This window comes from Mycolicibacter sinensis (assembly GCF_001673565.1).
Taxonomy (GTDB): Bacteria; Actinomycetota; Actinomycetes; order Mycobacteriales; family Mycobacteriaceae; genus Mycobacterium; species Mycobacterium sinense_C.
Genome location: NZ_LZMF01000103.1, coordinates 1 through 19769, shown reverse-complemented (window position 1 = coordinate 19769; position 19769 = coordinate 1). Strand labels below are relative to the sequence as shown.

The 19769-nt window shown below is 69.8% G+C and carries 18 protein-coding genes and 1 pseudogene; 3 read left to right on the top strand and 16 right to left on the bottom strand.

Annotation, left to right across the window (positions count from 1 at the left end; translation table 11 throughout):
* The 16 genes and pseudogenes from A5648_RS24685 to A5648_RS15195 all read right to left on the bottom strand — a co-directional run.
* A pseudogene (locus A5648_RS24685) lies at window positions 1-449 on the bottom strand (hypothetical protein); the annotation flags it as partial.
* Window positions 450-465: 16 nt separating this feature from the next.
* Window positions 466-993 (bottom strand): hypothetical protein, encoded by a 528-nt coding sequence (locus tag A5648_RS15265; RefSeq protein ID WP_109470805.1) that lies wholly within the window; start codon window positions 991-993, stop codon window positions 466-468.
* A complete protein-coding gene (locus A5648_RS15260; RefSeq protein WP_109470804.1) occupies window positions 990-1604 on the bottom strand; it encodes a TetR/AcrR family transcriptional regulator in 615 nt (204 codons plus the stop codon). The genes A5648_RS15265 and A5648_RS15260 overlap by 4 nt, the downstream gene beginning before the upstream one ends.
* 93 nt (window positions 1605-1697) lie before the next feature.
* Window positions 1698-2846 carry an acyl-CoA dehydrogenase family protein gene (locus tag A5648_RS15255; RefSeq protein ID WP_065025358.1) on the bottom strand — a complete coding sequence of 383 codons (1149 nt, stop codon included), beginning with the start codon at window positions 2844-2846 and terminating at the stop codon, window positions 1698-1700.
* 11 nt (window positions 2847-2857) lie between these two features.
* Window positions 2858-4006, bottom strand: coding sequence for a thiolase family protein (locus A5648_RS15250; RefSeq protein WP_065025357.1), 1149 nt, complete (start codon window positions 4004-4006; stop codon window positions 2858-2860).
* A gap of 15 nt (window positions 4007-4021) precedes the next feature.
* Window positions 4022-4813 (bottom strand): enoyl-CoA hydratase/isomerase family protein, encoded by a 792-nt coding sequence (locus A5648_RS15245; protein WP_065025359.1) that lies wholly within the window; start codon window positions 4811-4813, stop codon window positions 4022-4024.
* Complete coding sequence (locus A5648_RS15240) at window positions 4810-6018, bottom strand: CaiB/BaiF CoA transferase family protein (protein WP_065025356.1); 1209 nt, start codon at window positions 6016-6018, stop codon at window positions 4810-4812. The genes A5648_RS15245 and A5648_RS15240 overlap by 4 nt, the downstream gene beginning before the upstream one ends.
* Complete coding sequence (locus A5648_RS15235; RefSeq protein ID WP_065025355.1) at window positions 6018-6776, bottom strand: SDR family NAD(P)-dependent oxidoreductase; 759 nt, start codon at window positions 6774-6776, stop codon at window positions 6018-6020. The genes A5648_RS15240 and A5648_RS15235 overlap by 1 nt, the downstream gene beginning before the upstream one ends.
* Entirely contained in the window at window positions 6776-7954 is a 1179-nt protein-coding gene (locus A5648_RS15230) for an acyl-CoA dehydrogenase family protein (protein WP_082966517.1), read from the bottom strand. The genes A5648_RS15235 and A5648_RS15230 overlap by 1 nt, the downstream gene beginning before the upstream one ends.
* A 68-nt stretch (window positions 7955-8022) precedes the next feature.
* Entirely contained in the window at window positions 8023-9729 is a 1707-nt protein-coding gene (locus A5648_RS15225; protein WP_065025353.1) for a thiamine pyrophosphate-binding protein, read from the bottom strand.
* A gap of 24 nt (window positions 9730-9753) precedes the next feature.
* Window positions 9754-10764 (bottom strand): acyl-CoA dehydrogenase family protein, encoded by a 1011-nt coding sequence (locus tag A5648_RS15220; protein ID WP_065025352.1) that lies wholly within the window; start codon window positions 10762-10764, stop codon window positions 9754-9756.
* Window positions 10761-11924, bottom strand: a complete 1164-nt coding sequence (locus tag A5648_RS15215) for an acyl-CoA dehydrogenase family protein (RefSeq protein WP_065025351.1) — start codon at window positions 11922-11924, stop codon at window positions 10761-10763. Before A5648_RS15215 ends, A5648_RS15220 begins: the two co-directional genes overlap by 4 nt.
* Window positions 11921-12703, bottom strand: a complete 783-nt coding sequence (locus A5648_RS15210; protein WP_065025350.1) for an enoyl-CoA hydratase/isomerase family protein — start codon at window positions 12701-12703, stop codon at window positions 11921-11923. Before A5648_RS15210 ends, A5648_RS15215 begins: the two co-directional genes overlap by 4 nt.
* The gene (locus A5648_RS15205; protein ID WP_065025349.1) at window positions 12700-13617 is read right to left on the bottom strand and encodes an acyl-CoA dehydrogenase family protein; all 918 of its coding nucleotides are present in this window, start codon (window positions 13615-13617) and stop codon (window positions 12700-12702) included. Before A5648_RS15205 ends, A5648_RS15210 begins: the two co-directional genes overlap by 4 nt.
* The gene (locus tag A5648_RS15200) at window positions 13614-14783 is read right to left on the bottom strand and encodes an acyl-CoA dehydrogenase family protein (RefSeq protein ID WP_065025348.1); all 1170 of its coding nucleotides are present in this window, start codon (window positions 14781-14783) and stop codon (window positions 13614-13616) included. The genes A5648_RS15205 and A5648_RS15200 overlap by 4 nt, the downstream gene beginning before the upstream one ends.
* Window positions 14780-15955, bottom strand: coding sequence for a CaiB/BaiF CoA transferase family protein (locus A5648_RS15195; protein WP_065025347.1), 1176 nt, complete (start codon window positions 15953-15955; stop codon window positions 14780-14782). Before A5648_RS15195 ends, A5648_RS15200 begins: the two co-directional genes overlap by 4 nt.
* A 136-nt stretch (window positions 15956-16091) precedes the next feature.
* On the opposite strand from A5648_RS15195, the gene A5648_RS15190 reads away from it, so the two are divergent.
* The 3 genes from A5648_RS15190 to A5648_RS15180 all read left to right on the top strand — a co-directional run.
* The gene (locus tag A5648_RS15190) at window positions 16092-17693 is read left to right on the top strand and encodes an SMP-30/gluconolactonase/LRE family protein (protein ID WP_065025346.1); all 1602 of its coding nucleotides are present in this window, start codon (window positions 16092-16094) and stop codon (window positions 17691-17693) included.
* Window positions 17690-18427, top strand: a complete 738-nt coding sequence (locus tag A5648_RS15185) for a GntR family transcriptional regulator (RefSeq protein ID WP_065025345.1) — start codon at window positions 17690-17692, stop codon at window positions 18425-18427. Before A5648_RS15190 ends, A5648_RS15185 begins: the two co-directional genes overlap by 4 nt.
* Window positions 18424-19769, top strand: a 1346-nt coding sequence (locus A5648_RS15180; RefSeq protein ID WP_065025344.1) for an AMP-binding protein, incomplete at its 3' end; no start/stop codon positions are given. The genes A5648_RS15185 and A5648_RS15180, both read left to right, overlap by 4 nt.

Here is a 19769-nt window from a genome sequence, read left to right as displayed (position 1 = left end):
CCGCCGCGCAGCCGGTGACCGACCTGCTGCGCGACGAGGCCTTCATGGGCTGGTTCGACGCCGTCGGCGTCGACGACATCCCGGCCGTTTTCGCCGGGGCGCTCGCCGAGCGCATCGAACTGGCCGACCCGCAGCCGGCGCCTGAGGCGCCGGGCGTGGTGGTCGCGGCGGTGGCCGAAGTCGTCGACGCCGACGGCGTCGAACCAGCCCATGAAGGCCTCGTCGCGCAGCAGGTCGGTCACCGGCTGCGCGGCGCGGATCGACATCAGCGCCAGCACCCGGCCGGCATCGACCGACGAGGTGTAGACGAGGACATGGCGGGCACCCAGGTGTGCCAGGCTGCCGCGGTGGCGCTGCAACAGCGGCCAGACCCGGGCCGGATCGGGGACCCGATAGTCCGTCACCAACACCAGGGAGCGCGACAGCGACTCGGACACGTTCTCGGTCAAGGCGCGGCTGCGCCCGTCAACTGGCCGGGCTCAGGTCCGTCGCGACTGCCGCACACACCGCCGGCCCGCAGCGGAACGTCTCGATGTGTCCCGCTCCGGAGTCGGCCGGGTCGACACCGGCCGCCCGCAACGCCTGAGCCTTGAACGCGCGGGCCGCCGCGCTGAGCCGGTGCTGCCGGGCGTCGACGTCGCTGTGCAGTTCGGCGGGCACGGTTCCCCACAGCGTCACCTCGGTGCTGCTGTGTTCCAGCGCGTCGAGCACGCCCTGGCGCACCTGCGCATGCCCGTCGAACATCTCGGCACAGACGGCGATCGTCTGGGGGTGCGGCCACTGCTCCCACTGCTTGAGCACCGATGCCAGGTTCAGCACCCGGGCCCCGAGGATCTGCAGGGGGCGAGTGTCCTCCTTGTCGAGGATCATCACGGTGACGTCCCACCCCGCCGTCGCGCGGTCATAGAGCCAACCGCCGGCGGCCGTGACGACGTCGAGGACGCTGCGGCCGACGACGTCGAACCGGTAGCGCATGTCCGGGTCCCCGGTCACCGGTGGGCGTCCTTTACCGGCGGAGCGAAGTCGCGGGCCAGTGTTTCCGTGTACGCCGTGAACACCTCGTTCAGAGGTATTGAAGGGTCCAGAAGCCATGACATCTCCATTCCGTTGATAAAGGCGAGAATTTCCGCGGCCTTGATGCCCGCGTCGAAGTCGGAGCGGTAGCGGCCGGCGTCCTGGCCGCGCCGGATCAGGTCGGCGACGATGTCCACCGCGGCGCGGTACCGCTGGAGCATCCGGTCGTGCAGCGGCGCCTCAGGCAGCACGTTCTCGGCGAGCAGCACGGTGAACGTTCCGACCAGTTCGGGCGCCCGGGCGAACCGCTCGGCGACCCGCTGGATCTCCTCGATGAGGTCGCCGCTGCGGTCGGCGTGCGAGTCGTCGTCGGCGTCGCGGGCGTCGAGCACCGCGTGCAGCAGCTGTTCTTTGGAGGAGAAGTGGTGCAGCAGCCCGGCCGCGCTGACCCCGGCATTGCGGGCGATCTGCGCCAGTGAGGTGTTGCGCCAGCCGTTGCGCGCCAGCAGGTGTTCCGCCGCCAGCAGGATCCGCTGCCGGCGGTCCTCGCCTTTGGCGAGCAGTGTGGCGTACGGCCGTGGTGAGGTCACCGGGCTCCTTCGATCAACCAACCAAGTGAACACACAGTAGGTTGGTTAGGGTAGTTGTGACAAGGGTCTCATCGAAGAATTTTTTTGCCTGGCTTACAGGCCCAGCGACTTGGCGATGATCATCTTCATGACCTCGCTGGTACCGGCATAGATCCGGGCCACTCGGGCATCGGTGTAGAGCCGCGCGATCGGATACTCCATCATGTAGCCGTAGCCGCCGAACAGCTGCAGACACCGGTCGATCACCCGGGCCTGCATCTCGGTGCAGAACAGCTTCACCCGCGCGGCATCGGCCGCCGACAGCTCGCCCTCGACGTGTTCGAGGACCGCTCGGTCCAGCATGCACTGGGCGGCCTCGATCTCGGTGGAGACCGCGGCCAGCTCGAACTTGGTGTTCTGGAACGACGCGACCGGGGAACCGAACACGTTGCGGTTCTTGACGTAGTCGATGGTGGCGGCCAGCGCCGAGCGGGACTGGGCGACCGACCCGACGGCGACGGTGAGCCGTTCCTGGGCCAGGTTGTGGCCCAGGTAGCTGAACGCCTCGCCCTCCTCCCCCAGCCGGTTGGTCACCGGAACCCGGACGTCGGCGAAGGACAGCTCAGCGGTGTCTTGGACCTTGCAGCCCATCTTGTCCAGTTCGCGGCCCCGTTCGAATCCGGGCATGCCGTCCTCGACCACCAGCAGGGTCAGCCCGCGGCGACGGTTGTCGGGGTCGGTGGAGGTGCGCGCCACCACGATCACCAGGTCGGCCTGGATGCCTCCGGTGATGAACGTCTTGGCGCCGTTGAGGATGTAGTCGTCGCCGTCGCGCACCGCGGTGGTGCGCATCCCGGCCAGATCCGACCCGGTGCCGGGCTCGGTCATCGCGATCGCGGTCAGCAGCGTGCCGGCCGCCAGCCCGGGAAACCAGCGCGCCCGCTGCTCGTCGCCTGCGTAGTGCAGGAAGTACGGCAGGATCACCTCGAGCTGGGTGCGCACCGTGGAGAGCGTCACCAAAGCGCGCGCCGCCTCCTCCTGCAGCACCACGTTGTAGCGGTAGTCGTCCGCGCCCCCGCCGCCGTACTCCTCGGGGATCGCCATGCCGAGCATCCCCAGTGAGCCCAGGTGTTCGAAGACCGCGCGCGGCATCCGGCCGGCCTTCTCCCACTGCGGATATTCGGGCACCACGTGCTTGTCGACGAAGTCGCGGGCCAGGGCCCGAAACGCCTCGTGGTCTTCGGTGAACAGAGTGCGCTGCATGCCCGGCGCCCCTAACCGATCAGCTCGACGATGGTGGCGTTGGCGGTTCCGCCGCCCTCGCACATGGTCTGCAGCCCGTAGCGAATCCCGTTGTCGCGCATGTGGTGAATCATCCGGGTCATCAGCACCGCACCGGACGCGCCGAGCGGATGGCCCAGGGCGATCGCTCCGCCGACCGGGTTGAGCAGCTTCTCGTCGGCACCGGTCTCGGCCTGCCAGGCCAGCGGTACCGGCGCGAACGCCTCGTTGACCTCGAACACGCCGATGTCGTCCAGGCGCAGCCCGGCGCGTTTGAGCACCTTCTCGGTGGCCGGGATGGGTCCGGTGAGCATCAGCACCGGGTCGGCTCCGGTCACCGCACCGGCGGTGTAGCGCACCAGCGGGGTCAGTCCGCGGCGGGTGGCCTCGTCCTCGCTCATCACCAAAAGCGCTGCGGCGCCGTCGGAGATCTGCGAGGAGTTGCCGGCGTGGATGACCCCGTCGTCGGCGAAGGCCGGCTTGAGCCCGGCCAGTCGCTCGACGGTGCTGCCCGGGCGCACGCCCTCATCGGAGTCGACGACGGTGCCGTCGCCGGTGGTCACCGCCACGATTTGCTCGTCGAACACACCGCTGCCGCGGGCGGCCGCCGCCCGCTGGTGCGACTGCACGGCATACTCGTCGAGGCGGGTGCGGGACAGCTCCCACCGCTGTGCGATCAGCTCGGCCGACACGCCCTGGTTGAAGGCGAAACCGTCATAGCGGGCAAGGGCTTTCGGCCCGTAGGGCTCGCCGGTGGCTCGGGCCGCGCCCAGCGGCACCCGGCTCATCACCTCGACGCCGCCGGCGACGACGACATCCTGTTGGCCCGACATCACCGCGTGTACGGCGAAGTCGAGTGCCTGCTGGCTGGAGCCGCAGGCCCGGTTGACCGTGGTGCCCGGGATGGTCTCGGGCCAGCCCGCGGCCAGCACGGCGTAGCGCCCGATATTGCTGGACTGGTCGCCGACCTGCGACACACAGCCCCACACCACGTCGTCGACGGCGTCGGGGTCGACACCGGTGCGCTGCATCAATTCGTTGAGCACCAGCGCGGACAGGTCCGCGGCGTGCATCCCGGCCAGCCCGCCGTTGCGCTTGCCGACCGGGGTGCGCACTGCCCCGACGATCACCGTTGGTCGCATCTGAACTACTCCGTTCTACTTCGCCGGCCAGCCGCCGGTGAAGCGCGGGGTGCGCTTCTCGGCGAATGCCGCATAGGCTTCCGCGGCGTCGGTGCCCGCGAAATTGACTATCTGGGCGCGTGATTCGTTGATCAGGGCGGCCGGCAGGGTGGTGTCGGCCCCCTGGTTGAGCAGCGCCTTGCTCTGCGCCAGTGCCCGCGGCGGGCCGGCCGCCAACCGGTCGGCGAGGTCGTCGACGAACCCGTCGATCTCCTCGGCCCCCACCACCCAGGTCACCAGGTTCAGCGCTTGGGCTTCGGCGGCGTCGATGGTCTCGGCCAGCAGCGCCAGCCGCTTGGCCTGCTGCAGGCCGGCGATCTTGGGCAGCAACCACGACCCGCCCAGGTCGATCGACAGGCCCCGCTTCGAGAAGATCTGGCAGAACGTCGATTCCGGCGTCGCGACCACCAGGTCGCAGCCCAGGGCCAGGTTCCAGCCCGCCCCGACCGCCACCCCGGCCACTTTCGCGATGGTCGGCACCGACAGCTCGTGCAGGGCCAGCGCGACGTCGGTGAGGCGTTGCAGCTTCTCCACCGGGTGAACCTCGTCGGGTGTGCCGATGTCTGCACCCGAGCAGAATGCGCCGCCGGCGCCGGTGATGACCAGGGCGCGCAGGTCGCGGTCGTCGGCGGCCTCGCGCAACGCATCCCGCAGCGCCCGCCACAGCTGCGGGCTGATCGCGTTCTTGCGGGCAGGCCGGTTCAGGGTGAGGGTGCGCACGCCGTCGCGATCGCTGCGCAGCAGTACCGGGTCGTCGGGGGACATCAGCTGCCAGCCTGCCCGATCGCCCCCTGACCGCGCAGCGCGGCGATGTCGGTGTCGGTGAAACCAAGCTCCCCCAGCACCGCGTCGGTGTGCTCGCCCAGCCCCGGCACCGCGCCCATCGGGGGCTGGTAGCCGGCGATCACCGGCGGCGGCAGCAACGACGGGATCGGTCCGGCGGGGGTGTCGATTGAGCGCCACCGGTCGCGCTCGGCGAGCTGGGGGTGCGCCAATACGTCGCTGGGGGTGTTGTAGCGGGCGTTGCCGATTCCGGCGGCATCGGCGGCATCCTGGATCTTGGCCAGGTCGTGGCGGGCGCACCAGTCCGCGATCGCCTGGTCCAGAATCGCCCGGTGCGCAACCCGGTCGGCGTTTCCGGCGAAGCGCGGATCGTCGGCCAGGTCGTCGCGGCCCAGCAGTTCGCGGGCCAGCCGCTGCCACTCCCGGTCGTTGGTGGTGCCCAGCACCACGGTGTGCCCGTCGGCGGTCGGGTAGGCGCCGTAGGGCGCCACCGCCGGTGAGCTCATACCGAGCGGTTGCTGGTCGATTCCGGAGTGCCGCGCGTAGGTGAGGTGGTAGCCCATCATCTCGGCCATCGTGTCGAACAGGCTCACGGTGATCGACGGTGCCGGTGCGCTGCGATCTCGGCCGACCAGCAGCGCCATGATCGACAGTGCCGAGTACAGGCCGCTGGTCACGTCGGCCACCGGCGGGCCCGGTTTGGCCGGGGCGCCCGGGTTGCCGGTCACCGAGCACACCCCGGACTCGGCCTGCACCAGCAGGTCGTAGGCACGCTTGTGCGACAACGGTCCCCCGCTGCCGTAGCCGTCGATCTCGACCGCGATCACGTTCGGGTGCCGGCGCGCCATGTCTTGCGGGGACAGGCCCAGCCGGGCGGTGGCACCGGGCGCGAGGTTGGACACCAGCACGTCGGCGCGGTCGAGTAGCCGGTGCAGAATGTCGCGTCCCGCCTCGCTTTTCAGGTCGAGGGTGACCGACTCCTTGCCGCGGTTGACCCAGACGAAGTGCGCGGCCTGCCCGTTGACGACGTCGTCGTAGTAGCGGGCGAAGTCGCCGCCGTCGGGGTTCTCCACCTTGATGACGCGGGCGCCGAAGTCGGCCAGGGCGCGGGTGCACATCGGTGCCGACACCGCCTGTTCCAGGGCCACCACGGTGACGCCCGCCAGCGGTGGGGCTGAGGGTTGGGGCATCACATCACCATGCCACCGTCCACCGGCAGCACCTGCCCGGTGACATAGGAGGCGGCGTCGGAGGCCATGAAGACGAATGCGCCCGCGACCTCGCTGGGCTCGGCCCAGCGCTTCATCGGGATGCGGTTCATCATGTTGGCGGCGAATTTCTCGTTGGTGCGGATGGTCTCGGTCATCGGGGTGGCCGCCAGCGGCGCCAGCGCGTTGACGCAGATCCGCTGGGTGGCCAACTCGCGGGCCAGCGACTTGGTGAAGCCGATCAGGGCGGCCTTGGCCGCCGAGTAGTTGACCTGTCCGAGGGTGCCGGTCAGCCCGGCGGCCGAGGTCACGTTGACGATGCGCCCGGTGCCGTCGGTCGGAACGTAGGGCAGCACCGCCTGGGTGCAGTTGAACGCGCCGACGGTGTGCACGTCCAGCAGCAGCCGCATCGAGTCGGCGGACAGTTTCTCGAACATCGCCGGGCGGGTCACGCCGGCGTTGTTGATCAGGATGTGGATCTTTCCGTCGGCCAGCTCGGCGGCCTTGCTGGCGGCCGCGTCGGCGGAGTCCCGGTCGGCCACATCCAGCGTGGTGGCCGCAGCCCGGTGCCCGGACGCCGAAATCCGCTCGGCCACTTCAGCGGCCGCGTCGCCGTCGATGTCGGTGACCAGCACTGCGGCTCCGGCTTCGGCCAGTGCGGTCGCGACCGCCGACCCGATGCCGCCGGCCGCCCCGGTCACCACCGCGCTTCGGCCGCGCAGGTCGAAGTAGCCGGCCATCAGTAACTCCTCGGCAGTCCGAGCACGTGCGAGCCGAGGAAGTTCAGGATCATCTCCTGGCTGACCGGTGCGATCTTCATCAGGCGGGACTCCCGGAAGAACCGGGAGATGTTGTATTCCTCCGAGTAGCCCATGCCGCCGTGGGTCTGCAGCGCGCGGTCGGCTGCCGCGAAACCGGCGTCGGCACATAGGTATTTGGCCATGTTGGCTTCCCGGCCGCAGGGCTTGCCATTGTCGTAGAGCCAGGTGGCCTTGCGCAGGATCAACTCGGCGGCGTCCAGCCGGGCCAGCGAGTCGGCGAGCGGGAACTGGATGCCCTGGTTCATGCCGATCGGCCGGTCGAACACCACGCGCTCGTTGGCGTACTTGACCGCGCGGTCCAGCGCGACCCGGCCGATGCCGAGGGCCTCGGCGGCAATCAGCATGCGCTCCGGGTTGAGCCCGTGCAGGATGTAGGAAAACCCCTTGCCCTCTTCACCGATCCGGTGTTCGGCCGGTACTCGCAGGTCGTCGATGAAAACCTCGTTGGACGACACCGCGTTTCGGCCCATTTTGGTGATCGGCCGGATGTCGACGTGGTCGCGGTCGATATCGGTGAGGAACAGGGTGAGGCCGTCGGTGGGTTTGGCTACCTCGTCTCGCGGGGTGGTGCGGGTCAGCAGCAGGATCTTCTCGGATTCAAGGGCTTTGGAGATCCAGACCTTGCGCCCGTTGACCACATAATCGCTGCCGGCATGCTTGGCGAAGGTGGTGATACGTGAGGTGTCGAGGCCCGCGGTGGGTTCGGTGACGCCGAAGCACACGTGCAGATCGCCGCTGACGATGCGGGGCAGGGTTTCGGCTTTCATCTCATCCGAGCCGAAGACCACGACCGGCTGCATGCCGAAGATCGACAGGTGGATCGAGCTGGCGGCGTTCATGCCGCCGCCGGACCGGGCCACTTCCTCGGCCAGGATGGTGGCCTCGGTGATGCCCAGCCCGTGACCGCCGTACTCCTCGGGGATGGTCATGCCCAGCCAGCCGCCGCCGGCGATGGCGTCGTAGAACTCGCGCGGGAATTCGTGCGCCTGGTCCTTGGTCATCCAGTAGTGGTCGTCGAACTTCGCCGCCAGTTCGGCGACCGACTGCCGGATCAGCTGCTGGTCCTCGGTCAGCTCGAAGCTCATTCCGCCGGACATGATCTCCTCCAGCCCATCAGCACCCCTTGTGGACGTTCATTAGCCGGAAACGAGAATAGCATTCTCGTTTATTGGGTCCCTTCGGCGTACCAGGTGCGGAACTCGGCGTAGTTGGGCATCTCCTCCGAGTTGGCCTTGGGGTCGATGCACACGTGGATCACCGCGGTGCCGCCGGCGGCGTAGGCCCGTTTGATCGCCGGTCCGATCTCGGCCTCGTCCTGCACGTATTCGCCGTGGCAGCCCATGCCCTCGGCGATCTTGTCGAACCGGACGTCCTTGCTCCAGTGCACCCCGGGCTGCGGCGAGGGTTGCTCGAAGGTGCGCTTGTACACCCCGACCTCCAGGCCCCACTGGTGATCGACGCCGACCACGCAGACCAGCGGCAGCCCCAGCCGGGCCGCGGTCTCCAGTTCGGCGATGTGGAACAGGAACGCCGAGTCACTGGTCAGCAGCATCACCGGGCGCTTGCCGCCTTCGGCGACCGAGGCGCCCACCGCATACGGCAGCCCGGTGCCGAGGTGGCCGAAGTTCTGGTTCCACATCACGTCGTGCGGCTTGGCCTGCGAATAGGTCCACTGGAAGATGACGGTGGCGCCGCCGTCGCGGACCATGATGCCGTCGGCGGGGAAGGCTTTGGTGGCCTCGACCACGTAGCGCGCCGGATGCACCGGGGAACGACCCGCCGGCGCGGTCTCGGCGAGCTCGGCCAACTGCTCGGCGTCTTGGCGGATCCAGCGGTCCAGCTCGGCCGACGGGGTACGCGGTGCGTCTTTCAGGGCTTCGACCAGCTGCGGGACGATGCCGCGCAGGTCGCCTACCAGCGGCACGTCGATCGGCCGGTTCACCCCGATCGCCAGTGGGTCCTGCTCGACGTAGATCCACTTGCGGTCGGCGTTCTTTTCCGCCCAGTGCCGGGTGGTGCCGTAGTGCACCGGCTCGCCCAGTTCGGTGCCCAGGGCCACGCAGACGTCCGAGGCCGCCACCGCCTCGACCGCCGATTGGGAGAACCCGTAGGGGAAGGTGCGCTCTTCCAGGCCGGGGATGAACGCGGTGCCCCCGGAGGTCTGGATCACCGGGCAGGCCATCAGCTCGGCGAGCTCGGCGACCGCCGCCCCGCTGCGCGAGGTGTGCACCCCGTGGCCCACCAGCAGGATCGGGTTGGCCGCGTTACGGATGAGTTCGACGGCTTCGGCGAGCTCGGCGGCACCGGCCCGTTGATTGACCAGCCGGTAGCGGTGCGGCTCGGGCGGGCCGGCCAGGTCGAGCTCTTCGAGGATGACGTGCGAGGGGTATTCGATGTAGGCCGGTCCGGGGGTGCCGGACATGGCGCGGCGGATGGCCTCGTGCACGATCTCATCGGTCTGGTCGGCGTACTCGATCGAGGCGCTGTACTTCACCGACGGCGCGAACAGCTCTTCTTGGCGGACGAATTGGATGCGCCCGCGCCGCACCCGCCGTTCGGTGATGCGGGCCCGCTGGCCGCCCAGGAAGACCACCGGGGAGTTCTCCACCTTCGCGCACATCATCGCCCCGGCGATGTTGGCCACCCCCGGGCCCAGGGTGCCGATGCACAGCCCGGGCCGCCCGGTCATCCGCGACGCCGCTTCGGCCATGAATCCGGCGCTCTCCTCGTGGTGCGGGGCCACCACCGACCAGCCGCGCTGTTCGGCCTCGACGAACATGTGCACGAAGTTGGGGTCGGGGATGCCGAACAGCGTGTTGACGCCCTCGGCCTCGAACAATTCCAGTATCCGGCGGTAAACGGGTACACCCACAGTCGAAACTCCTTGTTCTGCTTGTTAATACCGTTGAGCGAGACGTTGCCGGTGCGCTGCCGGGGACCCGAACAGCGATCGGTTGAAGACGGCGCGTTTGAGGTAGACGTGGATGCCGCTCTCCCACGTGTAGCCGATGCCGCCGTGCAGCTGCATGGCCTTGCCGACGACGTCGACGGCCGCACCGCAGGTGTAGGACTTCGCCATGGCGACCGCGGCATCGGCGTCTTCGGGGCCGCCGGCCACCAGCGCGTCGACGGCCTCGCGCACCAGGGCGCGCGCCACCGCGATGTTGACCTGCATGTCGGCGCAGGCGTGCTTGACGGCCTGGAAGGATCCGATCGGACGGCCGAACTGCTGGCGCGTCTGCGCATAGGAAACCGTCGCGGCCAGCATCGCCTCGGCCAGGCCGAGGCTGTCGCAGGCCACCGCGAGTGCGGCCCGGTTGCGCACGTCCTGGATCCCGTGCGGGTCGGCGAATTTCAGCGGCTCGGGAACCTTGATGCGGTCGGCGGCCACGGTGGCCACCGCACGCGTCTCGTCGAGCACCGGTTGCGGTGTGACGGTGAGATCGTCGGCGACCACGATGACTTCGGTGCCGGTGTGATCGGTGGCCGGCACCAGCAGTCGGTCGGCGCCGTCGGCGTCCGGCACGAACTCGGCGCGCCCGGTCAGCCGTCGGTCGGCCGAGACGGTGAACGCTCCGTCGGCCACCGCCAGCCTTAGCCGGCCAACTGCGGCGTCGCCGAGCAGTTCGTCACGAACACCGCTGTGCCGCAGTGCGTTCAGCACACCGATAGACAGTACGGCGCCGCCCAGATAGTGCGTGGCCGCGGCGGCCCGGCCCAGTTCTTCGCAGAGCACCGCGACTTCGGCGAACGTCGCGCCGGCCCCGCCCAGCGCGTCGGCGACCTCGAGTCCGACCCACCCGGCGTCGACCAGCGTCGCCCATTCCGTATCCCGCTCCCGGGCCAGTACGTCGGCGGCGACCGCCCGCAGCTCGTCGTGCAGTTCGGTGAAATCCGTTGTCGTCATGGCACGCTCGGCTCTCGCGGCAGTCCCAGGCCGCGTTCTCCGATGATGGTGCGCTGGATCTCGCTGGAGCCGCCGGGAATGGTCCACTCCCAGGAGCCGATGAAGTCCAGCACCCACGATCCGGATTCCCAGCCGCTGGACAACGGTTTGGCCAGTGCGGTGTGCGCGGCCAGCCCACCGATCTCGGCGCCGAAATCGGTGAGGCGCTGCAGCAGTTCGCTGTAGAACAGCTTCACGATCGAGGCGTCGGCCGGCCCGGCCGTGCCGGCCTCGACGTCGCGCACCAACTGCCGGCACATCGCGCGCAGGCCGGTGATCTCGGTTTCCAGCTGCGCCAATTTGTCGGCGACCACCGGGTCGTCGGTCGGGGCGGCCTCGAGCAGCCAGCGGAAACCCGCGCAGCTCAGCCGCTCGGCCAGCTCGAGCATGGTCATGCCGCGTTCGGCGCCCAGGGTCGCCTGCGCCACCTGCCATCCGGCGTTCTCTTCGCCGATCAGGTTGGCCGCCGGGATCACCACGTCGTCGAGGAAGATCTCGCAGAAGTGCTGGTCGCCCACGGCGTTGCGGATCGGCCGCACCTGCACGCCGGGGCTGGCCATGTCCAGCAGGAAATACGAGATGCCCTTGCGCTTGGGTGCGTTCGGGTCGGTGCGGGCCAGCAGCAGGCACCACTGGGCGTGGCTGGCGCCGCTGGCCCACAGCTTCTGGCCATTAACCACGTAGCCGTCGCCCACCCGGCGCGCGGAGGTACGCAGCGACGCCAGGTCCGACCCGGCCTCGGGTTCGGAGAAGCCCTGCACCCAGATCTCGCCGTCGCAGATCGCCGGCAGATGCCGCCGGCGCTGCTCCTCGGTGCCGGCAGCCAGCAGGGTGGCCGCCGCGTGGTGGATGCCGACGAACGCCAGCACCAGCCGCGGCGCGTCGTGGGCCGCCAGCTCCTGGTACAGCACGGCCTGATCGGCGACCGACATGCCGCCGCCCCACTCTCGCGGCCAGTGCGGAACAGCGAACCCGGCGCTGTGCAGGGTGGCAAACCAGCTGCGCTGAAAGTCGACGAACTCCTGTTCTTCAACCCCGGTTTGGGTGCGACGCCAGTCCGCCGGGATGTTGTCGGCGCACCACTGGCGCACGTGGGCGCGGAAATCGGCAGCTTCGGTCATCGCCCGGCCGACCGCTTCTGGAAGGCCAGCAGACGCTGCCGGTGCTCGGGTGTCTTCATGGTGGCCACCTCGGCGGCGAACCCGGCCTGCAGCGGGCCGGCCAGCACCTGCGACAGATACATGTTGACCACCCGCTTGGTGCCCTGCAGCGCCTCCGGGGGCTGGGCGGCCAGCCGCTCGGCCAGCTGATGTGCCTGCGGCAACAGCTCTTCGGGTGCGAGGCGGCGGCTGGCCAGTCCGAGTTCCACGGCGGTGGCGGCGTCGATCCGGTCGCCGGTGTAGAGGTATTCGCGCGACCGCAGGATCGGGGTGAGCAACGGCCACAGTGCGGCGCCGCCGTCGCCGGCCACCAGTCCGACCGCGACGTGCGGGTCGGCGAAATAGGCTGCCTCCGAGATCAATACGATGTCGCAGAGCAGCGCCACGCTGCAGCCCAGTCCGACCGCGGGACCGTTGACCGCCGCGATGATCGGCAGCGGGAAGCGCAGCATCTCCTCGACGATCTGAGCGCCTTCCCGGATGCTCTCGTCGCGGGCGACGTCGTCGTCGAGGAACGTGGTGATCCAGTTCAGGTCACCGCCGGCAGAGAATGCCCGCCCGGCGCCGGTGAGCACCACCACCCGGGTCGCCTTGTCGGCGGCCAGCTGCCGCCACACGTTGGCCAGACCGGCGTGCAGCTCCGCGTTGACGCTGTTGAGCTCCTCTGGGCGGTTGATCGTCACGGTGCGCACCGGCCCGTCACCGGTCACCGTGATCTCGCGCGGCAGCTCGTATGTCATGAGTACAGGCCCGCCAATCCGGCGCGGCCGGTGCGACCGACCAGCCGCTCCCGGGTCGCCGAGAGACCCCATGGCAGCCGGCGCAGCGGCTGGCTGTAGCGCGACAACCAGGACAGCGCCGTCTCGTCGCAGAACCCGACCGCACCGTGCAGCTGATGGCAGACCCGGAACACCACCTCGGCGGCGTCCAGGGCCGCCGAGCGCAGCGCCAGGGCGTCGGCTACCGCGTCGGGGCGCCCGGTCGCGATGCTCCACAGCGCGTACTTGGCCAGCATGTCCAGCCCGCTGCGTTCCACCTCGGCGTCGGTCAGCTGGAACTGCACGCCCTGGAACTTGGCCAGCGGCTGGCCGAACTGTTCGCGCAGCCGCACATGGGCGATCGTCAGATCCAGTGCCCGATCCAGCATCCCCAGCAGCGTCCAACACGGCAGCACCAACCCCAGTGCCACATCATCGGCACCGTCGGCGTCGATCTCGGTCAGCGTCAGCTCGGCCACCAGGGCCGGCCCGGCATCAGACTGCGCCACCGCGGTGCTGCGCACTCCGGCCAGGGTGACCGCGGCCCAGCGCTTGGACAGTCCGGCCACCGCACCGGCCGGGGCCTGCTCGTCGACCACGATCAGCCCATCCACATCGAGATCAGCGGGTACAGCGAGACGTTCGGCCAGCGGGTAAGGCAGCGCCCAGTAGCCGGCGCTGCGGCACAGCGCGGCCGCGGCTTCGAGTTCGTCGGCATCGGCACGGGGCTTGAGGTCGAACGCGCCCAGCCCCTGCAGGATCGGCCCCACCAGCTGTTCGCGCCCGGCCGGGTCGGCGTCGGCGCGCATCACCAAATCGTCGCCACCGGCCGCTTCGAACGCCCGCAGCGCCGCGCGCCCGTATTCGGCGGCGCCGTCGCCGAGTTCGAGGATCATCGCGGCGCCGCCAGCAGGGCACGGGAGAGCAGGATGCGCTGCATCTCGATGCTTCCCGATGACACGGTGGCAGCCTGCGAGTAGTGCCAGTGGTCTTCGACCTCGGCGCGGAACCACTGCGCCTGAGCGCCGGCCGGCGCTTCGGCGGCGATCTCCATCAGCACCTCCGCGCTCTCCTGGTCCAGGCGGGTGACCGCGATCCGGTAGGCGGCGGCGTCCCCGGGCGCAACGCGTCCGCTGTCCTGCAGCGCCACAATGCGATACGCCATCAGCCGGGCGCGGCGGCAGTGGGTGAGCATCCGCACCCAGCGGGCCGCCAGCTCGCCGGGCAGCGTCTCCCAGCGCTGCCCGAGCGCGTCCGGGGCGGCGGCCAGCAGTCGTTCGCAGCGCGCATAGCGGGCGATGCCCACCCGCTCGTAGGACATCACGTCCTGCACGACCGACCAGCCCGCATCGACGTCGCCGAGCACGTCGGAATCGGTGACGCGCAGGTCGTCGAAGAACACCTCGTTGAGATGATGGGGGCCCATCATGGTGCCGATCGGCCGGACCTGAATCGCCGGGTTGTCCATCGGCACCAGGAAGATGGTCAGGCCCTGCTGCTTCTTGGTGACCGCCCCCTCCCCCACCCGGGTGGTGCGGGCCAGCAGGAAGCACCACTGCGCCATGGTGGCGTAGGACGTCCAGATCTTCTGCCCGTTGATCAGCCAGCCGTCCCCATCCCGGCGGGCCGTGGTGCGCAGCGACGCCAGGTCCGAGCCGGCCTCGGGCTCGGAGAACCCCTGACACCAGATCACCTCGCCGGCCGCGATCGGCGGCAGATGTCGGCGCTGCTGCTCGGGTGTGCCGTGCCGCATGATGATGGGCCCGACCCAGTTCACCCCCATGTACTGCGCGCCACGCGGTTCGTGGTGCGCCCACATCTCCTCGCGCACCACGGTCTGCTCCCACACCGAGGCGTCCGCCCCGCCGAACTCCTTCGGCCAGGACAGGCACAGCAGGTCACGCTCGGCCAGCACCCGGCAGAACCGTTGTGCGGCAGCCAGATCGGCGGGATCGTCGGTGAACGCTCCCGGAAACCGCTCCGGCAGCTCCTGGCGGATCAGTTCGCGCAGCTGCCCGCGCAGCTCGCCGGCCCGGGTGCCCATGTCGAAGTCCAGCGTCATGAGGCGCCCTGCTCGAGGCCGAGTTCGGCGAGCACCGCCGCGGTATGTGCCCCCAGCTCCGGCGCCGGGCCGGCGACCCGGCCCGGGGTTGCCGACAGCCAGGTGGGCACGCCGGGGAAACGCACCGGGCCGTTCGGGGTTTCCACGGTCTCGAACAAGCCGACCGTGTTGAGGTGCGGGTCGTCGAAGAGATCGCCGGGGGTGTTCAGCGGGGCGGCCGGAATCTCGAGTTCGCGCAACAACTTCAGCCACTGCGCAGTGGTGCGCTCCTTCATCGTCTCGGCCACCAGCCCGTAGATGGTGTCGATCCGCTGGGCCCGCTGCGCCAAGGTGGCGTATTGCTCAGAGGCCCAGGGCGGCTGCACCGCGTCGATGAAGGCGTTCCAGTGTTTGTCGTTGTAGATCAGCGCGGCGATCTGCCCGTCGCTGGTGTCGTAGGGCCGCCGGTTGGGCGCCACCGTGCGGGGGTAGACGGCCGGGCCCAGGGGCGGGTCGAACATCGCGCCGTTGGCGTGTTCGACGAGCATGAACGAGGCCATGGTCTCGAACATCGCGACCTCGACCTCCTGGCCCTGACCGGAGCGCTCCCGGTGGAACAGCGCCATCATCGTGGCGTACAGGGCGGTCAGCCCGGCGATCTTGTCGGCCATGATGGTGCCCACGTAGTCGGCCCGCCCGGTGAGTTGCTGCTGCACGGCGGGCAGCCCGCATTCGGCCTGGATGGTGTCGTCGTAGGCCGGGCGGTCGCCGTCCGGGCCGCGCCGGCCATAGCCGTAGCAGTTGGTGTAGACGATTCCCGGGTTGAGGGCGGCCACCGCGTGATAGTCGAACCCCAGCTTCGCGATCGCCTTGGCCCGCATCGAGTGGATGAACACATCGGCGGTGGCGATCAGCGCGGCCATCGCCGCTTTGCCCTCGTCGGTGCGCAGATCCAGCACGATGCCGCGCTTGCCGCGATTGACGTTGACAAACACCCCGCTCATGTCCGGCGCCGGGCCCGCCGAGATGTAGCGGGTGGCGTCACCCTCGGGCGGCTCGACCTTGATGACGTCGGCGCCCATGTCGGCCATGATCTGCGTGCAGTACGGGCCCATCACCATCGTCGTCAGATCGATGACCCGGACCCCGCGCAGCGGACCACCCGCCGAGGCCTCCCCAGCGCCATCCGCCATCAATTGTTCGGACAAAATACTCCGTTCTGCGTATTGCAGAACACTATTCCGCAGGGATTATTTGCCCGTCAAGGGCGCGACGCCGATCGGCGCCAGCTATTGTCTGGACTAACGGCGCTTGATAACGTCCGGAGTCATGACGGATCCGCTCTCCCGTGACGGCCGCACCAGCCCGGCGATCGCAGCGGGCTGGCGCCTGGAGCGGATCACCGCCCCGAGCCGGCTGTTCGGCGCCAACGGCCTGCGGACCGGTCCGGACGGCCGGGTCTACGTCGCGCAGGTGACCGGCAGCCAGATCAGTGCACTCGACGTGGCCACCGGGGACCTGGTCGCGGTGAGCCCCCGCGGCGGGGACGTCGTCGCGCCCGACGACGTGGCCTTCGACGGCGCCGGAAACCTGTATGCCACCGAGGTGATGGACGCCCGCGTCAGTGTGCTCGACGCCTCGGGGCGCGGCCGGGTGCTGCGCGACGACCTGCCCTGCGCCAATGGGATCACCGTGCATCGCGACCGGCTGTTCGTCGGGGAATGCCGCGACGGCGGGCGGCTGATGGAGCTCGACCGGGCCACCGGCGCCCAGCGCGTCCTGGCCGAGAACCTGCCGTCCCCCAATGCCATGGAGTTCGGACCCGACGGGCTGCTGTACTTCCCGGTGATGACCGCCAACGAGATCTGGCGGATCGACCCGGACGCCGATGATGCTGCGCCGCAACGGGTTGCCGGCGAGCTGGGCGTGCCCGACTCGGTGAAGTTCGACGCGGAGGGCTTCATCGTCTCCACCCAGGCGGCCAGCGGGGCGGTGTTGCGCATCGACCCGCGCACCGGTGAGCGCACCGTGCTGGCGCAGCTGGCGCCCGGGCTGGACAACTGCACCTTCGTCGACGGCGCGCTGTTCGTCTCCAACTTCAGCGGCGAGATCACCCGGATCGGCGCCGGCGGCGACGTGTCCACGGCGCTGCCGGGCGGGCTGAACTGGCCGCTGGATCTCACCGTCGACGAGAACGCCACCCTCTACGTCGCCGACGGCACCTACTTCTACGCGGTCGGCCCGGGCGGGCAGCTGCAGACGCTCGGAATGCTGTTCACGCCCGGCTATCCCGGCTTCATCCGCGGGGTGTCCGCGCTGGGTTCCGGCGAGTTCGTCGTCACCACCTCCGGCGGGCAGGTCAGCCGGTACGTGCCCGCCGAGTCACGCAGCGAGGTGCTCGCCGACGGCTTCGACCAGCTCTACGGGGTGGCCACCGGATCCGCCGGAGTGGTCGTCACCGAGTTCGGCACCGGCCGGGTGCTGGGCGTGGACGCGGGAACCGTCGAGGTACTCGCTGCCGGGCTGGCGGGCCCGGTCGGGATCGCCCGTGCCGAGGACGGGGCCTACCTGGTGGCCGAGTCCGGCGCCGGGCGGGTGGTGCGCGTCGGCGGCTCCGGCGTCGAGCCGGTGGTGGACGGATTGACCTGTCCACAAGGCATTCTGGTGGCCGACCGCCGGCTCTACATCGTCGACGCCGGCGCTCGCCAAGTTCTCGCCGTCGACCTCGGCACCGGGACGCGGCAGGTGCTCGCCGACGGGCTGCCGATCGGGCCGCCGCCGGGTGTGCAGCCCAAACCGCTCAAGGGCATGCCGCCGTTCTCCGGTCCGCAGGGCCCGTTCGCCGGGATCGCCCGCCTGCCCGACGGCACCCTGTTCGTCGCCGCCGATGGGGACGGCAGCGTGCTGGCTCTACACCCGGCCGGCCCGTGACCGACCACCGCTACCTCAAGGTCGCCCGGGTGCTGCGCAAGGAGATCGCCGACGGGGTGTATCCGATCGGCTCTCAGCTGCCCACCGAACACGAACTGTGCGAACGGTTCACCGTGAGCCGCTACACGGTCCGCGAGGCGCTGCGGCGGCTGCGCGAGGACAACCTGGTGGTGTCCCGGCCGCGGGCGGGCACCGTGGTGATTCCCCGCACCGCGACGAACTGCTACGCCCACGACGTGGTGTCGATCGACGATCTGGTCGCGTTCGCGGCCGGCTCCTCGTTTGAGATCGACTCCAACGCCATGATCGCCATCGACGACGACACCGCCGCGCGCACCGGTCTGCCGGCGGGGAGTGACTGGCTGGCGGTGCGCGGCAATCGGCGAGCCGAGAACCAGACGGCGCCGATCTGCCGGACCGAGTACTACATCAACCGGGCCTTCGCCGGCGTCGGTCGGTTGCTACAACGCCACGCCGGTCCGATCTTCCCGTTGATCGAGGATGTGTTCGGGGTCAGCATCGTCGAGGTGCGCCAGCACATCCGCGCGGTGATCATCACCGAAGAACTCGCCGAACAGCTGGCCGTCGAGCCCGGCGCCGCCGCACTGCAGATGCAACGCAGCTACACCACCTCCGAGGGTGAGATCGCCCAGGTGACGGTGAACACCCATGCCGGCGACGACTACCGGTACTCGATGACGCTGCACCGGGTGACGGGACAGCCCGGCCCGTGACAACGCTGGGCGACACCCTCTCGGAAGCGGCCGCGCAGGCCCCCGACCGCGTGCTACTCGTCGACGGCGAGACCCGGCTGACCTGCGGGCAGCTGCACACCCAGGCTCGGGGACTGGCCGGTGCGATGACAGCGAAGATGCCGACCGGCAGCGTGGTGTCCTTCATGCTGCCCAACTGGCATGAGGCCGCCGTGGTCTATCTGGCCGCGACCCTGGCCGGGATGGTGGTCAACCCGATCCTGCCGTCGCTGCGTGAGGCGGAACTGTCGTTCATCCTCACCGACTCCGGCAGCCGAATGCTGTTCGCCCCACGCCGCTTTCGCGGCCACGACTACGCGGGCATGCTGGCGCGGGTGGCCGGTGCGATCGCCGAGCCGCCGGAGGTGGTGCTCGTGCGCGCGGGCCACGACGACTTCCCGGGGCCGCTCGAGTGCGACACCGCGCTACCCCAGGTCGATCCCGATGCGGTCCGGCTGCTGCTGTACACCTCGGGCACCACCGGTCGCGCCAAAGGCGTGCTGCACAGTCATCGTTCGATCAACGCGCTGATCCGGCAGCTGGCCCAGCACTGGCTGATCGACCCCGGTGACCGCTTCCTGGTGCCGTCCCCGATCGCCCACATCGGCGGGTCGATCTACGCCTTCGAAGCCCCACTGCTACTGGAGACCACCGCCGTACTGATGGACACCTGGAACGCCGATGCGGCCGTGCAGCTCATGCTCGCCGAACACTGCACGCACGTGGCCGGGGCGACACCGTTTCTCGCCCAGCTGCTGGCCGCCGCCCGGCGCGCCGGCACCCGGCTACCCGATCTGAAGCTGTTCGTCTGCGGCGGCGCGTCGGTCCCCGCCTCGTTGATCCGGGAAGCGGCCGGCTATTTCGACCGTGCCGCCGTCACCCGGGTGTACGGGTCCAGCGAGGTTCCGGTCAGCACCGTGGGCGCGGTCGGCGCCGGCGAGGTTCACTACGCCGCCGAGACCGACGGCCGGGCCGGGATCGCCGACATCAAGCTGGTCGCCCACCACGGTGCCCCGCCGGGTGAAGGCGAGATCTACGTCCGCGGCCCGCAGATGCTGGTGGGCTATCAGCATCCCGAGGACGAGTGCTTCGACGCCGACGGCTATTTCGCCACCGGCGATCTCGGCCGCTGGGTCGACGACGACTATCTGCTGGTCACCGGCCGGCTCAAGGACGTCATCATCCGCAACGGCGAGAACATCTCCGCGCGCGAAGTCGAAGACATCCTGGCCGGCCATCCCGGAATCGCCGAGATCGCGGTCGTCGGCATACCCGATACGCGCACCGGGGAACGGGCCTGTGCGGTGATCGTTCCGGCCGGCGA